Consider the following 19,220-nt stretch of genomic DNA (forward strand, 5'->3'; position numbering starts at 1 on the left):
CCCCTCCCCATTTTTTAAATCAAGCCCTTGTCCCGAACGACCGCCGTCACCTTAGCGCGCAGCTCATCCATGTCGATAATACTGTCCAGCACGATCACCTCACCGAGCGATTCACCGCCCTCCGCAATGTCCTTCGCTAGGAAAAACACGTCCGCGCTATCCGGAGTCGCCGAACTCAAATCCGAATGTGACACCTCCACATCCGTCACGCCCAGCTCCTTCAACACCTGATTAATATTCATTTCCACCATAAAACTCGTACCAAGACCAGATCCACAAACCGCTAAAATTCTCATTCCTGTTCCTCTCCTTCTATTAATAAATTCGTAATTTCATCCACCGTTTCCGCCTGCTTCAACTTCTCCAAAGCCACATCATTCGTCAAAAACTTCGTCAATTGCGACAAAGCCTTCAAATGCGCCTCGTTATCCACAGCCGCCAAACAAATAAAAATATCAATTGCAGGTCCCGAAGCATCCACTAAATGCACCGGCGTCCGCGTCCGCAAAAACGACATCCCGATCTGATTCACACCTTTTTCCGGCCTAGCATGCGGAATCGCAATCCCTTTTCCAATATGGATGTACGTCCCCATTTCCTCAACCGTTTCAATCATCGCATCCACATAATCCGTTTTTACACGATTCGCCGTCACAAGCGGTGTTGCCGCAAGCCGAATCGCCTCTTTCCAATCCAGTTCCTCATCCGTAAACTGAATCATGTCCTTCGTTAATAATTCAGATAGCATTGGCGCGTATCCCCTCTCTATCGACACTTTTCCGTAAATCTTATTAAATATCGCATCATATAATTTCTGCTCATCCTCGATCACCGCGTGCCGCTCAATGATTTCAAGCAGCGCATCCACCGAAATATGGCGGTGATCAATCGTTGGGAAATCCGCCGCAACCGCCTGAATCAAGTAATTCTTCTCAAGCGACGTGAGCAGCGGCTGCACTAAGTACACCGGTTTTCGCGTCGGCACATACACCGTCGAAAAAATCATATCGTATCCCGACTCCGGAATATTCGCCCCGTCCGCCATAACGAATCGCAACTCCGGAAACAACTGGCGCAACTGCGATTTCATCATCAGCGACGTACTAATCCCATTCGGGCAAACCAACAACGCCTCGAAATCCCGCCGCGCCTCACGCTTCCGCTCAAAATACCCACCAAAATGAATCGTAAAATAACCAATCTCCGCCGCGCTCACGGTTTTCCCAGTCAGTTTTGCAAGTGGCGACAACGCCTGCCTCACAAACGCGAACAACTCCGGGTGCGCCGTCTGAATCTGCTCCGTCATCGGCGCGACCAGTGGCAGCGAAAACACAATTCGGAAATACGCCGGCACCAGATGGTCGTAAAGACTGCGCCGCAACTCGCGCTTATTATCCAGCGTCAACAACGTCAGCTTCTCAAAAGCCGCAATAATCCGATCCGCCAAATCCAGCAACACCACATGCTCCCCAATCTCCGCCGTCCGTTGCGCCCCAATCACCTGCACCGTCACATAAAACTGCTCCATCACATCCCGCGTCCCAAACAACTGCACCACAAGCGACTCCGTCAACCGATACACCGACTGCTGCCCAATCAACTCCCGTTCCACATCCGAAAACACAAGCCCCGCATGCTTCCCGCGACACCTCAGAAACGCCGCCAAATAAAGCCATTCCCGCTGCCGATCCTGCACAAGCTCCACCCGATTCACCTTTTGCCAATCAAGCAGAATCCGCTCCGTCTCGTCCAACCGCGCGCGCAGTCCCCAGCTTTCCAGAACGAATTTCAGCGCGACCTCACCAAGCGGCAACACCAACAGCGCATTGACACACCGCCCCGCCAGCACCCGCTTATCCCGCTCCGTCCCAACCAAATGGTACCCAGAAAGCCGCGAATAAACCAGCCGAACATCCGCCTCCGCACAAAACCCACGCACCTTCTTCACATCACTCAGCGCCGTATTCCGACTCACATGCAACACCCGCTGATAATGAAAATTCGAAATTTCCTCCTGCCGCATAAACGTATATAAATAAAGTAAATAGACCCGATCCTGCTCCCCGAGAAAAAGCTCCTCCTGCCGTATAAATAACTCCGATCCCTCCAAATAAGCCGTTTTCAGCCCAGGATCGATAATAAAACACTGATTTCGCATCCCAATTTCCGATTTTCCAACATGCCGCAAAGCCTGATTCATCTTCTCAAAATCATATTGAAACTGCCTCTCCGACAGCCCCATTTTCCGAACAAGCGCCCCGCTCGTCATTTTCTCATACCGAATAATCTGCTCAAAAAGCCGAAATGCACGTTGATCAAACATGATTGCCTCCTCCTTACTTTTCATTTTAAAGCGGTTACATAAAGATAGCTAGGTGATTTGAGTACAAAGTGTGTGGTGGATTTGGAGGCGTGATTGGGTTTTTGGTGGGGTATTGTGATTATAGCAGAGGTTTTGGAGGAAATGGGAAAAAGCCGAGTTCTCGGATTTGTGGTCCGGGAACTCGGCTTTGCGATTATGCTATATTTTTTTATGCAACGACTAATTTTTTATGAAATACAACCAATACACGAAGTAGCGTTTCAATGGTTGGATTACCATCAAGATCTTCAATTCTGGCCAGTTGCGGCTGCTTCATACCACATTTCTCTGCCAACTCTTTTTGAGACAATTTGGCTTGCTTACGAAGTTTGATTATCTCAACAATAAGCTCCACCTTTATTTTCTCAATTTCAGGAACATTATATTTAGCGCTAAAAGTCTGTCTCGATTCCATTTTTTCACGCCCTCTCTTCATTAACTCTACTTTCTTTCCTTCCTTTTTTTATTTGCCAAGCCTATTTATGAGTTTACTTCGCCGTTATCCATCCAAATTTACCCATAACCCCTTTTTGTTAATTGGATCATAATAATTAAATTCTACTCTCTCATCCTTTTATGAGCTTTCCTAGTTTCTAAAACGCATAAAACCGTGGCACAAATCATTAGGACATTGCCCGCAACACTCAAATAAGGAGCCAATAATTCCGCATACGAAAACGAATGATTATTGCGTAAGAACACCTCTATATTCGCTCCCAATAAATAATCAGCAACAAATCCCACAGCCAATATAAAAACTGCCAATCCAGCCATTAAAACATCCATCCATTTAGAAGTCGGGTATTGCAAGGAATTCATGTTTACTTTTTGTGTTGCAGCATAGACTATCTTCGGTACGCAGACTAAAATAAACAAGAAGATTCCTAAAAGGCCTAATACAAAATTATATATGCTAATCACATTAATCATTATCGCTAGTGGCAACCATATATACCATTTCAAAAGTTTCTCCATCTAACCTAACTCCCCTTCGCTTCAAGACATTATATATTTTTCATGCAACGCACCGCTTAAGCGATTAACCGAAAACTTCCCATGCGCCAATTTGTTTGCAGTGCCTAATAAAATGATTGCAAATGGGAGTGTAACTGGGATAATGAATAAAGCTAATGCTACTTGAATAACTTTCATCAACCTTAGTTGTGGCGTAGAAATATTCCCCGCCGTTTTCTTGAATTTCCGTATCCATAAAAAACTTCTCAAACAAAATACCCAGTTGATTAAATATATAGCGAGTTCTAGCCATAAGAAGCTTTTGACAACTAGCAAGTAACCTTCATGATTCATCTGGCTACCTACCACTATTATTAATACAGGGGCGAGTATAGCGAGTAACACCATGGCTAGCGGTATACATATCGCCAATCCAAATGCCACTTTTGTGATTTTCTTCAATTTATCCTCTAAATCATGCATCTTCAAATTAACCCCTCATTTTCTTTTCGTTCTGTACTTAGTAGCTTCTTCATAGGTTACAGAGAACGCCTGAAATCTATACTTACAAACAGCTAACACTATAAACTCCTGAACTCCAACAATAAAAGCAAAGAATAGGAATAGAAATATAACGCAACCTTCTATAATACCAAAATTAGTTATGAAAAATAGCCAAATTACTAGGATGATAAAACAAATCCCATTTATAACAACTATCCATTTCAAATTTGAATTCCCACTAAATAATCCATTTCCCGCTTCTTTCATCGAGCCGTTCTTTATCCCGCTTCGGACGAGCGCGAAATACATCATAAACTGGATGAAACCTACAATTAGCACTACTATAAACCAAAGACCAAGCCCATCATCCTTATTTCCGTTCCCATCCAAGGAAAAAAGATAGAACAAAAAAAATGGTTCTATTGACATCACCAGCGTATAGACTACCATAACAACCGTGCCAAATTTCTGGCTTTTGAATAGGAATTTCTCTGAGATCAGACACATACTAAGGTATCCAGCAAGAATCAGAAAAATTATTAGTAAGCTGAAATAAACCGCATTAAGTGTTTCACCTAAAATTACTCTTCCTTGATTTCCCCATAAAACCATTGTTGAGATTCCTAATATAACAAGAGAATATAAGCACAGACCCACTAAATAGATGATGACACTTCCCGGGGAAAGCCGATTAATTGCAACGTTTTTCAATTGGTAAAAATAACTTTCGTCTAGTTTCCACATGGTGGCCCTCCAAAATATGTAATCTAATAATAGCCCGTCCATTCAATTAGGTTAGAAATGAACGAGCATTATTTATATTCCCTACTACTTATTTATTCGCATCTGGTGTATAGGAATCCATTATTTTATCTTTCAACTCCTGCATTTCCTTTTCTTTTTTCTCTGCCTCTTGCTCTCGTTGTTCTTGCAATTTGATTTGTAATTCTTCTTGGAGTTCAGCCGCTCGTTCTGCGCTTCGTTGTTGTCTTTCTTTTTCTTCGTTTGCCTGTATACCGCTCTGATAAGTCGTTCCAAATATAACTGCTCCAACGCAAACATAGAGAACCAGTACGCCGTATATCAAGCCATTTTTTGGTTTAGCGTTTTTATCGCTGTACTGAAATTTAATGAACCAAGCTACCGCGCTCAATGCGATTAGATAGAAAATTAACGGTTGCGGTGGTATATCATTAACCCCTAAAATAATAATTCCTGTAATAGTGCACAACCCTGCGATACTAACAAATATAATGTTTTTCTTCATATTTTCCCCCGTTTTCTGATACGTAGCCTCCATATAGCTTAGACCCGTTCGTATTTTAAACTGGCGGAGTATCCAAATATTGAATACCTCGCCAGCGCTCATCCTAAATTCAAACCTTTGCTAACCTTCTATCTACAAAATCATAAAAAGCTTGGCTAAAATCTCCATCCTTAGTTAACGCTTGTTTATTTTCTGTGAAGTAGCTAATCATGGTGTTGAGACATTCGTCTTTAGGAATTGTAATGACAGCGTTTGGAAAGTGTTTTTTACTAACCTGCCACACAAAATTATCCGCAATGTCTTTAAAATCCTTATTTTCGCGTAATTTATCTGCTAGGATTACAAGCTCTAAATGTGCCATGTAGCTGTCTAACGAATCTTGAAATCCGTCTGTTAAAGCATCTGAATTTTTTTTCCTGAAGTGTTTTATTCCTTTATTATATATTTGTGTACTCTGATTTCTTAAAGTTTCCAATTCTCCTCCTTTAAAATATTCATCTAAGGATTCGAATAAATTATTACTTACTAATTCAGAATAAAAACTAATAAGTATATTACATGCAGAATCTTCAAAATCAGTACCTTTTTCATCTTGCACGGCCTGTATCAAATATGGTTCTGAATCTTCCAATGGTCTATAGTTTTGTGGACTTCTTTTTTTTAAATCGGTACTACTTAGTTCATTTTTTATAAAGCTTCCATAATTCAAAGCTGCCAGTGATTGATGCTTTGCAGTTGCAACTTCATATAATTCTATTATTCTACCCACTATATTTTCGAACTCTTTATCTTTGATTGAATAACAAGTGGCATAAATATCCGCAAGTCGTGACTCAGCATTCTTTTGACCTTGTTGTACACATTTTTCGCTTGAATCGATCCATTTTTCAAACCATTTGTTTTGCTTAAGCGCAGTAGTATAATTCCCGTGATGTACGTAGTAATACGATAGCCCCTCAGAGTAATCTTTATCTGCGTTTTCAAGGCCTTCTGCAATTGCATCACTTAATATCTTTTCGCCAGCTTCCCCCTCTCCTAAAACCATTAAAAAGCTTCCTAACATACCAGGTGGAACCGCTTTGTTCTGTACACCAGTCGTGATATTTTCCCGATACCTTTTAATTTCATTAGGACTTGCATGTACCCAATCGTCTACTGTCCCATACATTTTTTGAGCATTGGTATTGCTAATTCCACCAAATAATTTCTTAAAAAAAGTCATTTAAGCACCTCACTCATTTTTATTTTCCAAATATTTCAATACCCCTTAAATTGTTAGGAATCTTTAATTTATCATATACATCATTCCATAATTGTTCTGGGACACCATCTTTTATTAATTTTGATGTTGTATCCTCTGTGAGTCCTTTTAAACGCATTGCTTGCGAGTCAGTCATTACATTAGTTGTAGAAATCTTAGCCTTATTAAAGTTTGTTATCTTCTCTTGAAAATTACGTATAACAGCCTGATCATCAATGTCTATGTCCATTCCAGGATTCCATTTTTGAATCCCAATCCCCGTAAACGCATCATTCCCAACGCCATGCGGCAACTGGAAATCATAATATTTATTAATAATCGCCAAATCTTCTGCCGAGAACCCACCGCCAAGTTGCGACGACAAATTCTCTAGTCGACCTCGCTGTACACCGTGAAGCTCATTAAAATCGCCTGCCGCAAAATAATCATGCCATCCTCGACCTAGGCTTGATTCATCAATTGATGCCGCCACACGTCTCACATTAAATTTGCTAATAACCTTCGACGCTATCATGCCAACTCCTTTTTCACCACCGATTAAGGTTGCTCCAAGTAATGGGTTTCGTATCGTTGTTATCGCTAAGTCTACTTTTCCAGCGATATTCTCTGCGTTTGTTGCCAATTTCAGAGTGCTCGCTAGTGTTGAGCCTTCTCGTAGCGAACTCCCTAATTTTGTCACAATTGCTCCTGCTCCGAACGATAATGTCGATGCAACAAAATCTACGCCTAACCAGATTTTATCTTCTGTATCCAAAATATCACCGGTAATCATATTCGTTCCCCCAGCAATACCAACCACTGCTTTTGTTCCTAAATAGGCGAGGGCTGGGGCTGCGAGTAGCAAGGATGCGCCACCCGTCACAAAAGCCGATGCAACTAGCGCCACGCCAACGACGACGGTCAAGCCAATATCCACCCATTTCAACCAGCCCGCATTATTTTCATGCCAGGTTGATTTCAGCTCTTCGAATTCTCCTAGTTGAGTCGGGAAAAAGGCTCTCACCAGTTCGTCATTACTCATTCCTTTAAGTTCTTTAATGGTTTCCTTATCTGTAATTTCACCACTATCCATAAGCTCATTTATTAATTTTAGGCGTTCGTCATACAATAATTTAGTCGCTTTAATTGGGCTATCACTGGAATTAAGTATTTGATCTAGTGTGTATTTTTTTTGTGTTGTGTATGTTGAGGTCATTCCTGAATAAGGATCTGTTGTTGTATACGTTTCGCTAAAAGTTAGTTTGTCTGTTTTATATGCATTCTTGCCTTCGTTCACGTTATCTAGTTTTTTAACTGCATCATTCATCGCTTGTGTAATTTTTCCGTCGATATTTTGCAACACTTCTTTATGCACACGCCCAGCTAATGTCACGAGTTCATTCGCGTGTTGGTATTTTTTCTCTAGCCCACTTTTTCCTTTGCTAGCGGATAGAGTCGATGTTCCTCGTGATGGGAATAAATCAGACAAACCCTGACTTCTTAATTCCGATTTCACTTCTTTAATACCTTCTAAAATTTCGCCAATTCGTTTTACCGCGTAGGATTCTGACGTTTCTGTTGAGTATGAAGGATAGTACGATCCTGTGTAACTATAACCGCTACTACCGCCATTACTACTTTCCCAGAGAGACTTATCACTTTTATACATTGTCATATCGTACCCCCTATTTATTTTCTTTCATGTAGGTTTTCACTTGGTCGATCACTGCGTTAGGATCTTGCTCACATGCTAATTTAAAATCGGCATTTGTCCCGGGCTCATTCAATATCACATTTACCACCTGCATCGCTAGCATTTTATCCGTGTCAATCATTGATTTATATGTGTTTTCTGTTTGAATCGATAAAACTTCTGCTAATGTTTGGAGTGTCTGCGCTTTGAGTGTGAATCGTGATATTGTTCCTTGATCATTGTTAATAATTCTATCTTTAAATTGGCCTTCTAAACAAATCGCACTTACCGCTTCTCCTGCTTCTTTCAGCAATTGTGTCAACTCTCCTGAATGCTGTGCTAATTTCTGCATTTCAACAAGCAGTTGTTCTTGTTCCGTAAGCGAGATTGAAATTTCACCTGCTCCCATATTTTATCACACCTGCACTTTCATAAATTTAACGAATTGCTTTTTCAGTGTTTTCCCTGCTATGGAACGAACTTTTTGCCTTGGTAAATCGTACTCAATAATCTCTGTATCATTGTCGATAATCAGGGCTGAATAGGTACATTTATCATATTCAAAATACTGTAACTGAAAAGCTTCATTCTGGCTATAATAGGCTTCTAATCGCAATAACGCGTAGTCTTGCCAGATTTTTGTATCTTCACTTTGCTGTTTATTATCCAGCTGCTGTAGAAATTTAATGTTTTGATAAAAGACTGCTAGCAAAATCATTTTGTCGGTTCGTTCCAGCGTATATACATTTTCTCCTGTTTTTTCTAATACATGCGAAAACATTTTATTCTTGTCTACATCAACAGCGCATGTAAAACTATTTAATGTCATGTAACGCTTGGCTTTTTGATACTTTTTCAAAATATAGCCATACTTCAAGCCTTCTTCTGTTGGTTCACCACTCTGAAACAAGCCTATTTCTTCAAGATGGCTATATCCTTTTTCAAGCACTATTTTGAGATTTTCCAGTTCATCTTCTTCATTGTATTTCGGTATAGGTACGTTAAATATTCCCGTCGAATCATCATTCAGCATGTTTAACGCGTATAAAGCTTCACTCAGCCGCTTGTAGTTTTTGCAATGCACACCAGTTCTCGTGCTATTGTATTTGACCTTATCCGAAGTAAATTTATCTTGCTCTGTTTCGTGTTCCCATTTATGTATTCAATTGAAAAATGCTGAGAACTTCAAATCCCAGCATTTCTCACATTCTATTATTGAATCGTTCCTAATCTCACCTGCGCAATCAGTTTATCTAAGTTCAGCTTCACATCATTAGAAATAATGTCCAATGATTGAATTGCTTCTGAACTATTGCTACCACTCAATTGATATTTAATATCTATGAAAATTAGCCTCGCAACTTCTAAAATGTTCAATGATGCTTGATTATACAAAATCACATTGTGATACTTTGTTCCCTCAAACAAAGCCGTATCTATGTACGGTTTGAAATTAGTTAGTACATTCTCAAATCCAGATTCTAAATCGGTCACCGCTTGATGCGCTCCTTCTGCGGATTGTTTAATGCCATTCAATGTTCTTTCCAAACTTCTTAATGTCTCTCTTAAATCATCATCAAAGGAAACGATTGGAATATCTACTGCACTCACCGCCGCCACAATGGTTCGTAAGTTTCTTAAAATATCGTCAATGGCTATATTCGCTTGATTAATTGTACTTCCCAGATTCCGTAATAACGGTTTCATACTTAAACTGATACTCGTTGAAAATGCTTTAAAATTGGTATCAATCTGGTTTTGTCGTACAGTCATGCCTTTCTTCAAATATGGGGAATCTTCCATCATTACTTTCACGGTGCTAGGCCCCGAGTTAACTTCATCATAAATCCCCAACGATGCATTTTTATCTGCCGTTTCCATCACATCTTTGACAGCCGTTACTTGATCCCTAAAATTGCTTACTTGCAACTCCATTTTATCTTTGTTAGTATCAATAATCGCATAATGCTTCGTTAGTTCCTCTACAATACCATCAAAAAACTGACTGTCTATATTCACAAATAACTTAGGGACGGCTTGACTCTTTATCCCACCGATGTGATCTATAATATCTTCTGCCTTTAATACAATATCCCCTAATAACATTGGTAACTTCAATAATGTATCTATTACTGTAAAGGAATTAGTGAGAATAAAATCTAATATATCCGAAATGACTGGTGTCGTGCGTATTCTTTGCATCACATCTACAGCTGTTGTAAAGATAGGATAGTCCTTTTCAAAATCATTTCGTAGCTGCTCATATGCACCAGCTCCTAAAAATATTTTCCCAAAAGCTGTATCTTTCAACATCATATCAAAGTCATCTTTTAGCGTGCCAACACGGTCATCTAGCTTATGTCCCTCATGGTTGACAATATCTACAGAGTTATCTAGATAGTTCTTAGCATCCTTCAGTTGTACTAACGTATGCGCTGTTAAAGAGGTGGCTAGTACTGTTAACGTGTCTGGATCAATTTTAATCTTCGTACCTGATCCCCCATAATTTTTAGCAAGCACATTTCCCCATGGACTGACTGCTAAAAAATCGTCGGCACCGATTTTTATTTTTCCATAGCCCACGTCTCCTGGTTTTCCGATTGTATACTCTCCCTTTGCAGTATACCCAGTATGATTTTCTGACAAAGCAACAAACCATGGCAAGCCACTATACATCGTCACTTGTTTGCCTGGTAATCTTGCATCGTAACCTAAGCCCAGTTCTCCCAATGTAAGCGGATCATATTGGCTCATGTAATTTGTGATATACTTACTTTTTCCGCTATCTGGCGTATACGGCAGGATAGCAGGATCAAAAGCGACGCTGTACACCCCTTGATTCTGAATGGCTACATGATTGGCTAATCCTCCACCGAGAGAGTTTCCCGCAACATTTGTTACCCCTTCTGCAGGGAATTTTTTCATTTCCCCATCCTCTTGCCTTAATGTGATTGGATTATTTCGGTATTTTTCATTCATTTCATCGTAATACTCATTTGCCGCCGCTAATTGGGCATCTATATTTCTTCCAGGTAAAGATGCATCTGTAAAGACATCATCGATTCCATGTGTTCCTTGATAGACTATTGAAATTTCACCGGTTTTTATATTAGCGACTGTCATCGCGTCTAATCCTGCTGCTCCCTTATAGTTCGTATTTAAAACTTTGTACGAGTTATTATTTATAGAAATCTCAGCATTTACAATTGGATTTTTATATACAGAACTTCCACCTAGCTCTACTAAATCGTTATCAGGTGTTTTCTTTCCCATTATTTTCACTCCCCTCAGATATACGTTTTACTTTTTAATAATTTCATCCACACCTACTGAAGTCCCAACAGAGTCTCCTATTGCTTGACCACTTGTAACGTCAATAGTATTACCATTAACAATTACTGAATATGCGCCTGGTGGCAATCCTTCTGCATTCTTAAGTTCATTAATTATTGAATTCACTTTATCGATATCTGCCTTCTTATCTTTAGTATAGAGTGAAATGACAATCCCAACTAAGGTTTCAGGATTTTTTTCTTTTTCAAACAAATTTCTTAACGACTCTTTATTAATGTTTTTATTAGAAATGTATAAATTAGAAATACTCGGCGCACCTGATCCCTGCATAGCCAAATAATAGTAGTTAGTAACATACCCCGAATCTCTAGTCTTTTTAACGGCTTCGTCTGTCAATCCGATAAACCCGCTCTTTTCAGATGCAGACTTAACAAATTTATCTAAATTTGAAAACTTATCTTCATAAGCCATTGCATAGAGACCTGTTTGAATACTCCCCTCAATGCTTCCTTCCTCGGATGTAACCGAATCTAATACTTTCTTCTTATTCATATCAATACTCACTATCACCGACGTATTAAATTTCGGCTCATGTTTGGACTCCAATATAACAACTGCTGCATTTCTTGCTGGAACAACATTATTTACCACTACATCAGTATGATATTTTTCTTTAAAATAATCCAATGCGTACTTGGAAATAACCTCTTTATTCTCGGCAACGATATCTTTGGTCTTATCTCCATCAATGAATATAAACCCCTGCCCATTATAATCCTGTACCGCTACTTCTTGCTTTGATGCTACATCATCCTTACCTTGTTTATCCATGTTATTACAACCTCCTAAGATTAAACTAATTAATATTCCCGCTACAATCGCACTTTTCTTCATTCTTCCACTTCCTTTTTTATCTTCTTTACAACTTTAACTATAAACAAGTTAAATTTATTTAGCCAGTAATTGTATGTCTACGCTCTTGATTGTTTCTCATCCAGCCCATATGAACTGGATGAGAAAACATTATTATTCCTTCAGCAAGGGTAATTTAATTTTTGTCGCTACTCGATCACTGATTAAATATGCTTCTTGAGGATTAAAAATAGTCGCATGAGTATCTTTACTTGTCACATCAAACATCGACTGTCCGTATGTGCTTCTAAATAATAATACTTGTGATTGGACTTTTAGATACTTAGTTATGACGTCATAACGACTATCTAATGCATCAAATAAAGTATTAGAAACAACGTAGACTCCCATAAATGCACCAGTTTTCATAAGTTTTACAACATTATCCCAGTCTCTATCATCTATTTCATCTACTAAATCAGATGAATCCGCTATAAATATCACAATAGGCTTGAATTTAGTAATAAACTGCTCTGGGCTTAAATCAGGATTTTCCTGTTGTTCCATCTTGTAGGCTTCTTCTCTCTTAGTCACTATTCCATTCAACTGCTCTAGTAGCTGAACAATACTGTCCTTACCACTAACATACAGCTTGACCTCTCCTTGCATAACAGAGAATTCACGTTTCTTTGTATCAATAATTCCAATCTCATAGCTATCTTGCCCCAACATGTGTTTCAACATAACACGAATTGTATTATCCCCATCTTCTTTAGATAAACCAGCAATTACGAAGTTTCCAGCCTTCCTCATATCTATTCCAACTGGGGTCACCTGATTTTTTTCTAGACCCAAAGGTATCACATTACCAATTTTCTCTATTCCTCGCCATGAAGTAAATTCTTCATAGGTTAACTCCTCAGGTACCATTGGAATTGCTAGTGGTTTTTCACCAGTCCAACTTGCATCCATTGCTCTACCTTCCTCTTGAATTCCTGAAATAATTTCAAGTACGTCACTACCCTTGTTCGGTAATACCGTCTGGAAAATTGTAGGATCCTCTACTTTAACCAAACCACGGCCCATCATATCTTCAATTTTCAACGTTGTCCTTCCAACAATACTCTTTGGTTCATTTTCTTCAATCAGATAAAGCGCTATTTGTGTTTTTATGTTGGCGACAAGTTGAATATTCAAGACATTTTGGCGTCCGCCACTAATCATTAAATAAATACCGACGGAACTACCTTCACGTGCAATTTGGCTTATCAAAGGTTGGAATCTGTCGTCCAATCCTGCATCTCTTACCGCATCAAAATTATCAATGGTTATCAAGATATTAGGTATTTCTTGCTGGCTTGCACGTTCATACATTCCGACGTTAGCTACACCAAACTTGCTTAATAGTTTTTTCCTCGTTTTCAACTCCACCAGCATCATATTAATAAATTTCGTACATTTTTCAAATTCATCAATCGTGATTGTATCCGCAACATGCGGCACTTCTTTTAGCGGTAATAAACCATTTGTACCAAAGTCTAGAAGATACACATGTAACTGCTCTGGATTATGTTGACGAGCCAAATCCATAATAACACTCTGCAAGAAAGTAGATTTACCATAGCCAGGACTTGAAAATACGGCTACATGTCCATCTTTTGTCAAATCTAACGTTAATGGATTTTGAGCTTGCATCTCTGGTTGATCCAGTAACCCAATTGTCGCGCGCAGCGGTTTTTTTGGCTCTTGCCACGCTTTTTCAAAATCTACTGGATGCAAATCTTGCGCAAATACTTGCTCAGGAAGCGGCGGCAACCACGGACGCGGCAACATCGCGATATTAGCTTCCTCCGTATACGCGTGAATATAATCGATCACCGCATCAAGCTCGGACGGCACTTTCGAAATATCCTCTTTATCGCCCAAACCACTTAAATCTTCTGTCAAAATTTCATACTGACCGAGATCGTTAATCGCGTAAATCGTCGTGTCTACTTGCTCTTGATCGTCTTTATCCGGCACGTAATCCGCACCACTCCAAGCACTCTGGAACAATTCGTAAATCTCGTTATTCCCGACTTGCAAATATGAACGACCGGGTAGCGTGATTTCCGCTGCGTCTGGTGTTTTCAAAATTTCATTGGAATCCGATGCGTTTTGTACTTTCAGCGCCAGTTTGAATTTCGAGTTCGACCAGATTTGATCATCCACGACGCCGCTTGGTTTTTGCGTGGCGAGAATCAAATGGATACCGAGCGAACGCCCAATACGCGCCGTTGAAACAAGTTCTTTCATGAATTCCGGCTGCTCACTTTTTAGCTCGGCGAACTCATCGGAAATCAGGAATAAATGCGGCATCGCTTCTGATGCTTCGCCTAATTTGTATAATTTTTGATATTGGTTAATATGGTTGACATCGTGCTCGCCAAATAGACGTTGACGCTTCTGCAATTCGGCTTTGATCGAAGCTAGCGCACGCATACTTTGCGCGCCGTCCAAGTTCGTGATCGTACCGAGCAAATGTGGCAAGTTTCGGAACAGATTCGCCATGCCGCCGCCCTTGTAATCGATCAGCAGGAACGCGACTTCATACGGATGGAAATTCACGGCAAGCGAGATAATGTACGATTGAATAATTTCCGACTTACCAGAACCCGTCGTACCCGCGACCAAGCCATGCGGACCATGCGCTTTTTCATGCAAGTTCAGGTTGACAATATCGTCTTTCCCGCGCAAACCAAGTGGAACCGCCAAGCTCTTATACGTCTCATTTTTCTCCCAACGCGTGCTAATTCCAAGCTCTTCCACGCGGTCGACACCGTACCAAAACGGTTTTCACATGCTCCGGCAAACTCTGCATCACGTCCTGCACGAACACAAGCGAAACCCCGTACTCACTCAATAAATATCAAAAAAAGTGCTAGAGAAACCCCTAACACTTTAGTTATTCAATATTCATCCTCATTCTAAGATTCGATTTAGTTAAGACCTTATAAATTTTGTTCGAAAATGCGTTACCATTCCATCTTTAAACCTATTCAAATCCTATGACAATCCATTCGTCTACAATATCCCAAAAATCAGCATTGTACTGGGGTTGCTCATCTACAAACCATACTGTTGCGTTATCATTGCCACAATTATTATAATCTAAAGCCACATATCCACCCATTCCTGTGCTGAAAAAACCGAATGTAGAATCGAGTTTAATACCTAATGGCGAATCTAATTCCTCTATAATCCCCCATTCATCATCCCCAAAAAATGTTATATCCTCGAGCGGGATGAGTCCCATGGCTCTACTTGGAAAATAATAAAAGCCATTATGCAATTTTTCATAGAAATTCTTTATCGATATAGGTGTATTTGTCCAAAATTTATTTAATTCAGTATTGTTTACGCTTCGAATAGGCATTTTACCTTCGAAATAATCAATCTCGCCATCGCCAACTTTGACAGTATACAGTATAGAGTACGTGTCCTCGTAATTTATTAACTCCACATCTACTAAATTATGAGTTAAATACGATATTGTATTTCTTAGTTCCGCAGAGCTAATGCTATTCCAATAATCAATTGTATTCTTTATTCTAAAGCTCCTGTCACTTTCTTTTAGAATATTATACCATTCATTACTTACCGTATCTTCATTTATCTTTGCCATATTCACTATCGAAATGTTTTTTCTATACTTCGATAAAAACTGTATTTTATTTTCCATCTTAGAAACCACCGCCTTTATTTAATTCATCAATTAATCTTTGTAACTTTTTCTCGAGTTCGCTTTCTTTAAGCATCATTTCACTTCTAAACTCTGGGTTTACTTCTACTCCTTCTTTCTTATAAATAGTCCAATCAGAATACGATTTTGGCCCTTTAGATTTATTAGCAGTTTCGCTTAAGCCTATAAAATTTTCTTCATAGTTTAATACTGATATTTGCTGTTCTTTAGTAAGCTTATCGAAACCTTCCATTTTCGTAATACTATCCATCGATACTATATGATCTGCATGTAGTGTTCCATCGATTGTTTTACCTGGCAAGGCAGGATCAGCAGTTCCAAGAAGGTCATCCAAATTTTCATTAACTTGCTTTTGAATTTTTCTAGAGGGAGTTTTAGATCTTAGTTTATTATATTCTTGATCTGAGATTCGACGATCACCATACCTTGGCCCGGTGGTTACATCATCTAGCTTTTCTCTTACATCATCTAAGCCCTTACTGACAATTTTATTTACTCCAGTCGACGCTTCATCTGCATTCCTTACAAAACCAGTTCCGATATCTCCAAATCCCTCAGCAACCAAACGCTCGCCGCCAAAGTTCAAATTCCGCATATTATCCCCGAAATTCGCCGTCATTTTCTTAACGGTGGTCAAGCCTTCCTGCGCCGTATTCTTCACGGTACTCGCCACATCACTTATAACCCTCGGTGCATTCCGAATCCGCTCGGCACTCTCACGCAATGCCTGTCTTCCCATCGCATCCACATGAGACACTCCTTGCTTTGCCGTCTGCCGCAGTGTCAACTTACTACCAACTTGCGCAGCGTCCAACGCCACTCCACCAGCCTTCGTCGCCGTACTAAACGCTCGGATTCCTTTCACGCCTGGAATAATGTCCAACAACGCAAACGCCCCTCGTGTCGCGCGCTCGGTCCCGTCCATTTCGCGCCCAGTCATCCAGTCTTTTCCGGTCGCGGCGCTAGACAATTCCAGTGTACCATATGCTATGCCAAGTGCCAAACCTGCGGGTGGGCACACAATGCTCACGCCGATAATCACAATTGCTGCTCCGATATCACGCCATAATTCGAGATTCTGCTGGCCATCTCGAATCGAATCATACTCAAACGCGCGCGAACTCGATACCGCCGATTGATATTGCTCGTATGTAAACTCCTGATCCGGATTCTGTTTACTATACTCCGCAAATTGGGCTTTTAGATTGTCCGCAAAAAAGTTATCCCCTGCCGTGATGTCGCTTAGCTTAATCTTGTCTTTTGGCACGGTTGTCGTTGTTGCGCCATAACCGCCGTAATCGTATCCGCCTGTTGTTATAATCGTCGTCGCGCCAATCGTGTTCTTCGTCTCGTAATTATCAATCGACAAAGCTTCCATCTTCTCGACGAACTTATCAATGTCCTTATAAAACGGCTCGTCAATCACGCGTTCCACCATATTTCCGGCATCCCCTGCGTAATCATGCAATACTTCTATTTTCTCGAACAAGGTTTGATACTTGCTCTCCATATCTGTAAAAGAAAACGAAATCACGCCATCTGGGTCATCTTTTCGAATATCGTTTTGAATATCCTCAAAATTAGCGTTGATTTTCTTCAAATAATCCGTCACGCCTTTTCCCCAGCCTAGTCCAATGAGCGTCCCAGTAGCATCTTTGGACTTGCCCCAGTCGTTTTCTTTATACTTAACATCCATCTGCCATCCCCCTTTTTACTCTGGTACGTCTAGCTTGGTATAAAATTCGTAACGCAGAGAAGCCCATCTGAAAAGATGAGCTCAGTAGTGCATTATTTTGGATTTCACACTGAACGAGGCGCTAACTTAATCTGCACAGTCCTCATTTCACAGTATCACATACTAAATTCTAAGATTCGGATTTAGTTAAGACCTTATAAATTTTGTTCGAAAATGGGTTACCATTCCACTCACTATTTCTTAGCTTCTATTATAGAATTTACACCTGTAAAGATAATATCTCTCAACACTTCATTATTATCTTTATAATTTTTTTCAATCCTAATCTTATCAAAAACTTGTTTTATTGTACCATCAAGCAATACGGTTAATCCTTCAATTTCTTCCTCTGTTCCTTGTTTTTTGTAGCTCTCATTTAAAATAGTAAGCATATCATTACTCATTTATTTACCCTCCTTAAATTTGTCTACCTCTAATTTGTATTCTTCTGATATTAAATTCTTATCACCTAAAATCCAATATCTTTCTTTTTTAGGGATATACTCAGTAAAATCTCCATAACTACTCTTCCAGCCTGTAGGGGTATAACTCTCGAATGGTAATGACTCAGGATAAGAGGATACAAATATTTTCTTATCGAAATCTATATAGAGTGACGCCTGCAGCGCTAAAACTGTATCTTCATACTGCTTATTTACCAAAAGATTTTGTAATTCATCAGAGTCCACCTGATTTTTTTCATAAGCAAACGCATACTCTTCAATAGTTGTTTCATCAATCACATGTATCTTATTTCTAAATCCTAAGGCAAAATTCATATCAAAATCATATCCATTTTTTAAATATGCCTCACTATACTTATCGATGTCTAGTATCCATGTATCCCTATCTGTTATATACCATTTGAAAATTTTTTTATACACAACACCCACAATAATGTTCTCAGCGTATTTAGGTTTCAATGTGCTACCTCCTTTCGTTTTACTCTATTATTCTTGCAGAATGGGCATTTTCTTCAATCCATTCACCCCAAGGTGCTGGAAACTCATAGCTTACCCCAGGAGTTGTAGGATCAACAAGTTTCGGAGCCATCCCTCCTTGATTTTTAGGATTCTCAGAATACTTGTATTGATCAATCTTAGTTTCCTGCGCTAAGTCATCTAATTCCTTTGGAACCTTGAATTCTATTATTTCTCCACCTGGACGTTTGGTATCCCTAAAATAAATAGCATGTTCTTTATAGTATGCACTAAGATTAAGGTCTGCATCATGGTTAGGTATTCGGATAGTCCCATCGTCATTCAATTGTATTCTGTGCTGACTTGTTTTTGTGCCTTCTCCCCCACCTTGCACCCGGTAATAAGAAACCGAATCCTCCGCTTCTTTTCCAATCTTAGAGACAACAGGTTGCACATCTTCAATTACATCGTCTGTGAATACAAATCCATCAGCTACTACTCGAGGTTGTCCGAAATTTTTTATTGTATTTCCGGCATTCTTAACAGTAGTCAAGCCTTCCTGCGCGGTATTCTTCACGGTACTCGCCACATCACTTATAACCCGCGGCACATTCCGAATCCGCTCTGCACTCTCACGCAATGCTTGTTTTCCCATCG

Annotated in this window: 17 protein-coding genes and 2 pseudogenes; all 19 read right to left on the bottom strand. The window is 39.7% G+C overall.

Going from position 1 to position 19,220, the window contains the following annotated elements; translation table 11 throughout:
- Positions 1–14: 14 nt before the first annotated feature.
- On the bottom strand, positions 15–296 hold the full coding sequence (locus HCJ66_RS10560; RefSeq protein ID WP_181675933.1) for a PTS sugar transporter subunit IIB: 282 nt from the start codon (positions 294–296) through the stop codon (positions 15–17).
- A complete protein-coding gene (locus HCJ66_RS10565; protein ID WP_187133089.1) occupies positions 293–2,323 on the bottom strand; it encodes a BglG family transcription antiterminator in 2,031 nt (676 codons plus the stop codon). Before HCJ66_RS10565 ends, HCJ66_RS10560 begins: the two co-directional genes overlap by 4 nt.
- 208 nt (positions 2,324–2,531) lie before the next feature.
- Entirely contained in the window at positions 2,532–2,777 is a 246-nt protein-coding gene (locus HCJ66_RS10570; protein ID WP_222717471.1) for a helix-turn-helix domain-containing protein, read from the bottom strand.
- A 143-nt stretch (positions 2,778–2,920) separates the two neighbouring features.
- Positions 2,921–3,337, bottom strand: coding sequence for a hypothetical protein (locus HCJ66_RS10575; RefSeq protein ID WP_187133091.1), 417 nt, complete (start codon positions 3,335–3,337; stop codon positions 2,921–2,923).
- Between the two features lie 21 nt (positions 3,338–3,358).
- On the bottom strand, positions 3,359–3,799 hold the full coding sequence (locus HCJ66_RS10580) for a hypothetical protein (protein ID WP_187133092.1): 441 nt from the start codon (positions 3,797–3,799) through the stop codon (positions 3,359–3,361).
- A 15-nt stretch (positions 3,800–3,814) separates the two neighbouring features.
- Positions 3,815–4,564, bottom strand: a complete 750-nt coding sequence (locus tag HCJ66_RS10585) for a hypothetical protein (RefSeq protein ID WP_187133093.1) — start codon at positions 4,562–4,564, stop codon at positions 3,815–3,817.
- An 88-nt stretch (positions 4,565–4,652) separates the two neighbouring features.
- Positions 4,653–5,087 carry a hypothetical protein gene (locus tag HCJ66_RS10590; protein ID WP_187133094.1) on the bottom strand — a complete coding sequence of 145 codons (435 nt, stop codon included), beginning with the start codon at positions 5,085–5,087 and terminating at the stop codon, positions 4,653–4,655.
- Between the two features lie 109 nt (positions 5,088–5,196).
- Complete coding sequence (locus HCJ66_RS10595) at positions 5,197–6,309, bottom strand: hypothetical protein (protein ID WP_187133095.1); 1,113 nt, start codon at positions 6,307–6,309, stop codon at positions 5,197–5,199.
- A gap of 19 nt (positions 6,310–6,328) precedes the next feature.
- On the bottom strand, positions 6,329–8,002 hold the full coding sequence (locus HCJ66_RS10600; protein ID WP_187133096.1) for a hypothetical protein: 1,674 nt from the start codon (positions 8,000–8,002) through the stop codon (positions 6,329–6,331).
- A gap of 10 nt (positions 8,003–8,012) precedes the next feature.
- Positions 8,013–8,429 carry a hypothetical protein gene (locus tag HCJ66_RS10605; RefSeq protein WP_187133097.1) on the bottom strand — a complete coding sequence of 139 codons (417 nt, stop codon included), beginning with the start codon at positions 8,427–8,429 and terminating at the stop codon, positions 8,013–8,015.
- A gap of 6 nt (positions 8,430–8,435) precedes the next feature.
- A complete protein-coding gene (locus tag HCJ66_RS10610; RefSeq protein WP_187133098.1) occupies positions 8,436–9,104 on the bottom strand; it encodes a hypothetical protein in 669 nt (222 codons plus the stop codon).
- A 128-nt stretch (positions 9,105–9,232) separates the two neighbouring features.
- Positions 9,233–11,293, bottom strand: coding sequence for an SA1320 family protein (locus tag HCJ66_RS10615; protein WP_187133099.1), 2,061 nt, complete (start codon positions 11,291–11,293; stop codon positions 9,233–9,235).
- A gap of 27 nt (positions 11,294–11,320) precedes the next feature.
- A complete protein-coding gene (locus HCJ66_RS10620; protein ID WP_222717472.1) occupies positions 11,321–12,145 on the bottom strand; it encodes a DUF1672 family protein in 825 nt (274 codons plus the stop codon).
- Between the two features lie 195 nt (positions 12,146–12,340).
- Positions 12,341–15,065, bottom strand: a pseudogene (gene essC / locus HCJ66_RS10625) (type VII secretion protein EssC); the annotation flags it as partial.
- Between the two features lie 135 nt (positions 15,066–15,200).
- Positions 15,201–15,887: an SMI1/KNR4 family protein gene (locus HCJ66_RS10630; RefSeq protein WP_187133101.1), complete on the bottom strand. Its 687-nt coding sequence runs from the start codon at positions 15,885–15,887 to the stop codon at positions 15,201–15,203.
- A gap of 1 nt (position 15,888) precedes the next feature.
- The gene (locus HCJ66_RS16170) at positions 15,889–17,604 is read right to left on the bottom strand and encodes a hypothetical protein (RefSeq protein ID WP_246438633.1); all 1,716 of its coding nucleotides are present in this window, start codon (positions 17,602–17,604) and stop codon (positions 15,889–15,891) included.
- A 233-nt stretch (positions 17,605–17,837) separates the two neighbouring features.
- On the bottom strand, positions 17,838–18,047 hold the full coding sequence (locus HCJ66_RS10640) for a hypothetical protein (protein WP_187133102.1): 210 nt from the start codon (positions 18,045–18,047) through the stop codon (positions 17,838–17,840).
- Positions 18,048–18,566 carry a hypothetical protein gene (locus HCJ66_RS10645; protein ID WP_187133103.1) on the bottom strand — a complete coding sequence of 173 codons (519 nt, stop codon included), beginning with the start codon at positions 18,564–18,566 and terminating at the stop codon, positions 18,048–18,050. It lies immediately after the preceding gene.
- A gap of 19 nt (positions 18,567–18,585) precedes the next feature.
- Positions 18,586–19,220, bottom strand: a pseudogene (locus HCJ66_RS10650) (hypothetical protein); the annotation flags it as partial.

The organism is Paenilisteria portnoyi, from assembly GCF_014322795.1.
Lineage (GTDB): Bacteria > Bacillota > Bacilli > Lactobacillales > Listeriaceae > Listeria_A > Listeria_A portnoyi.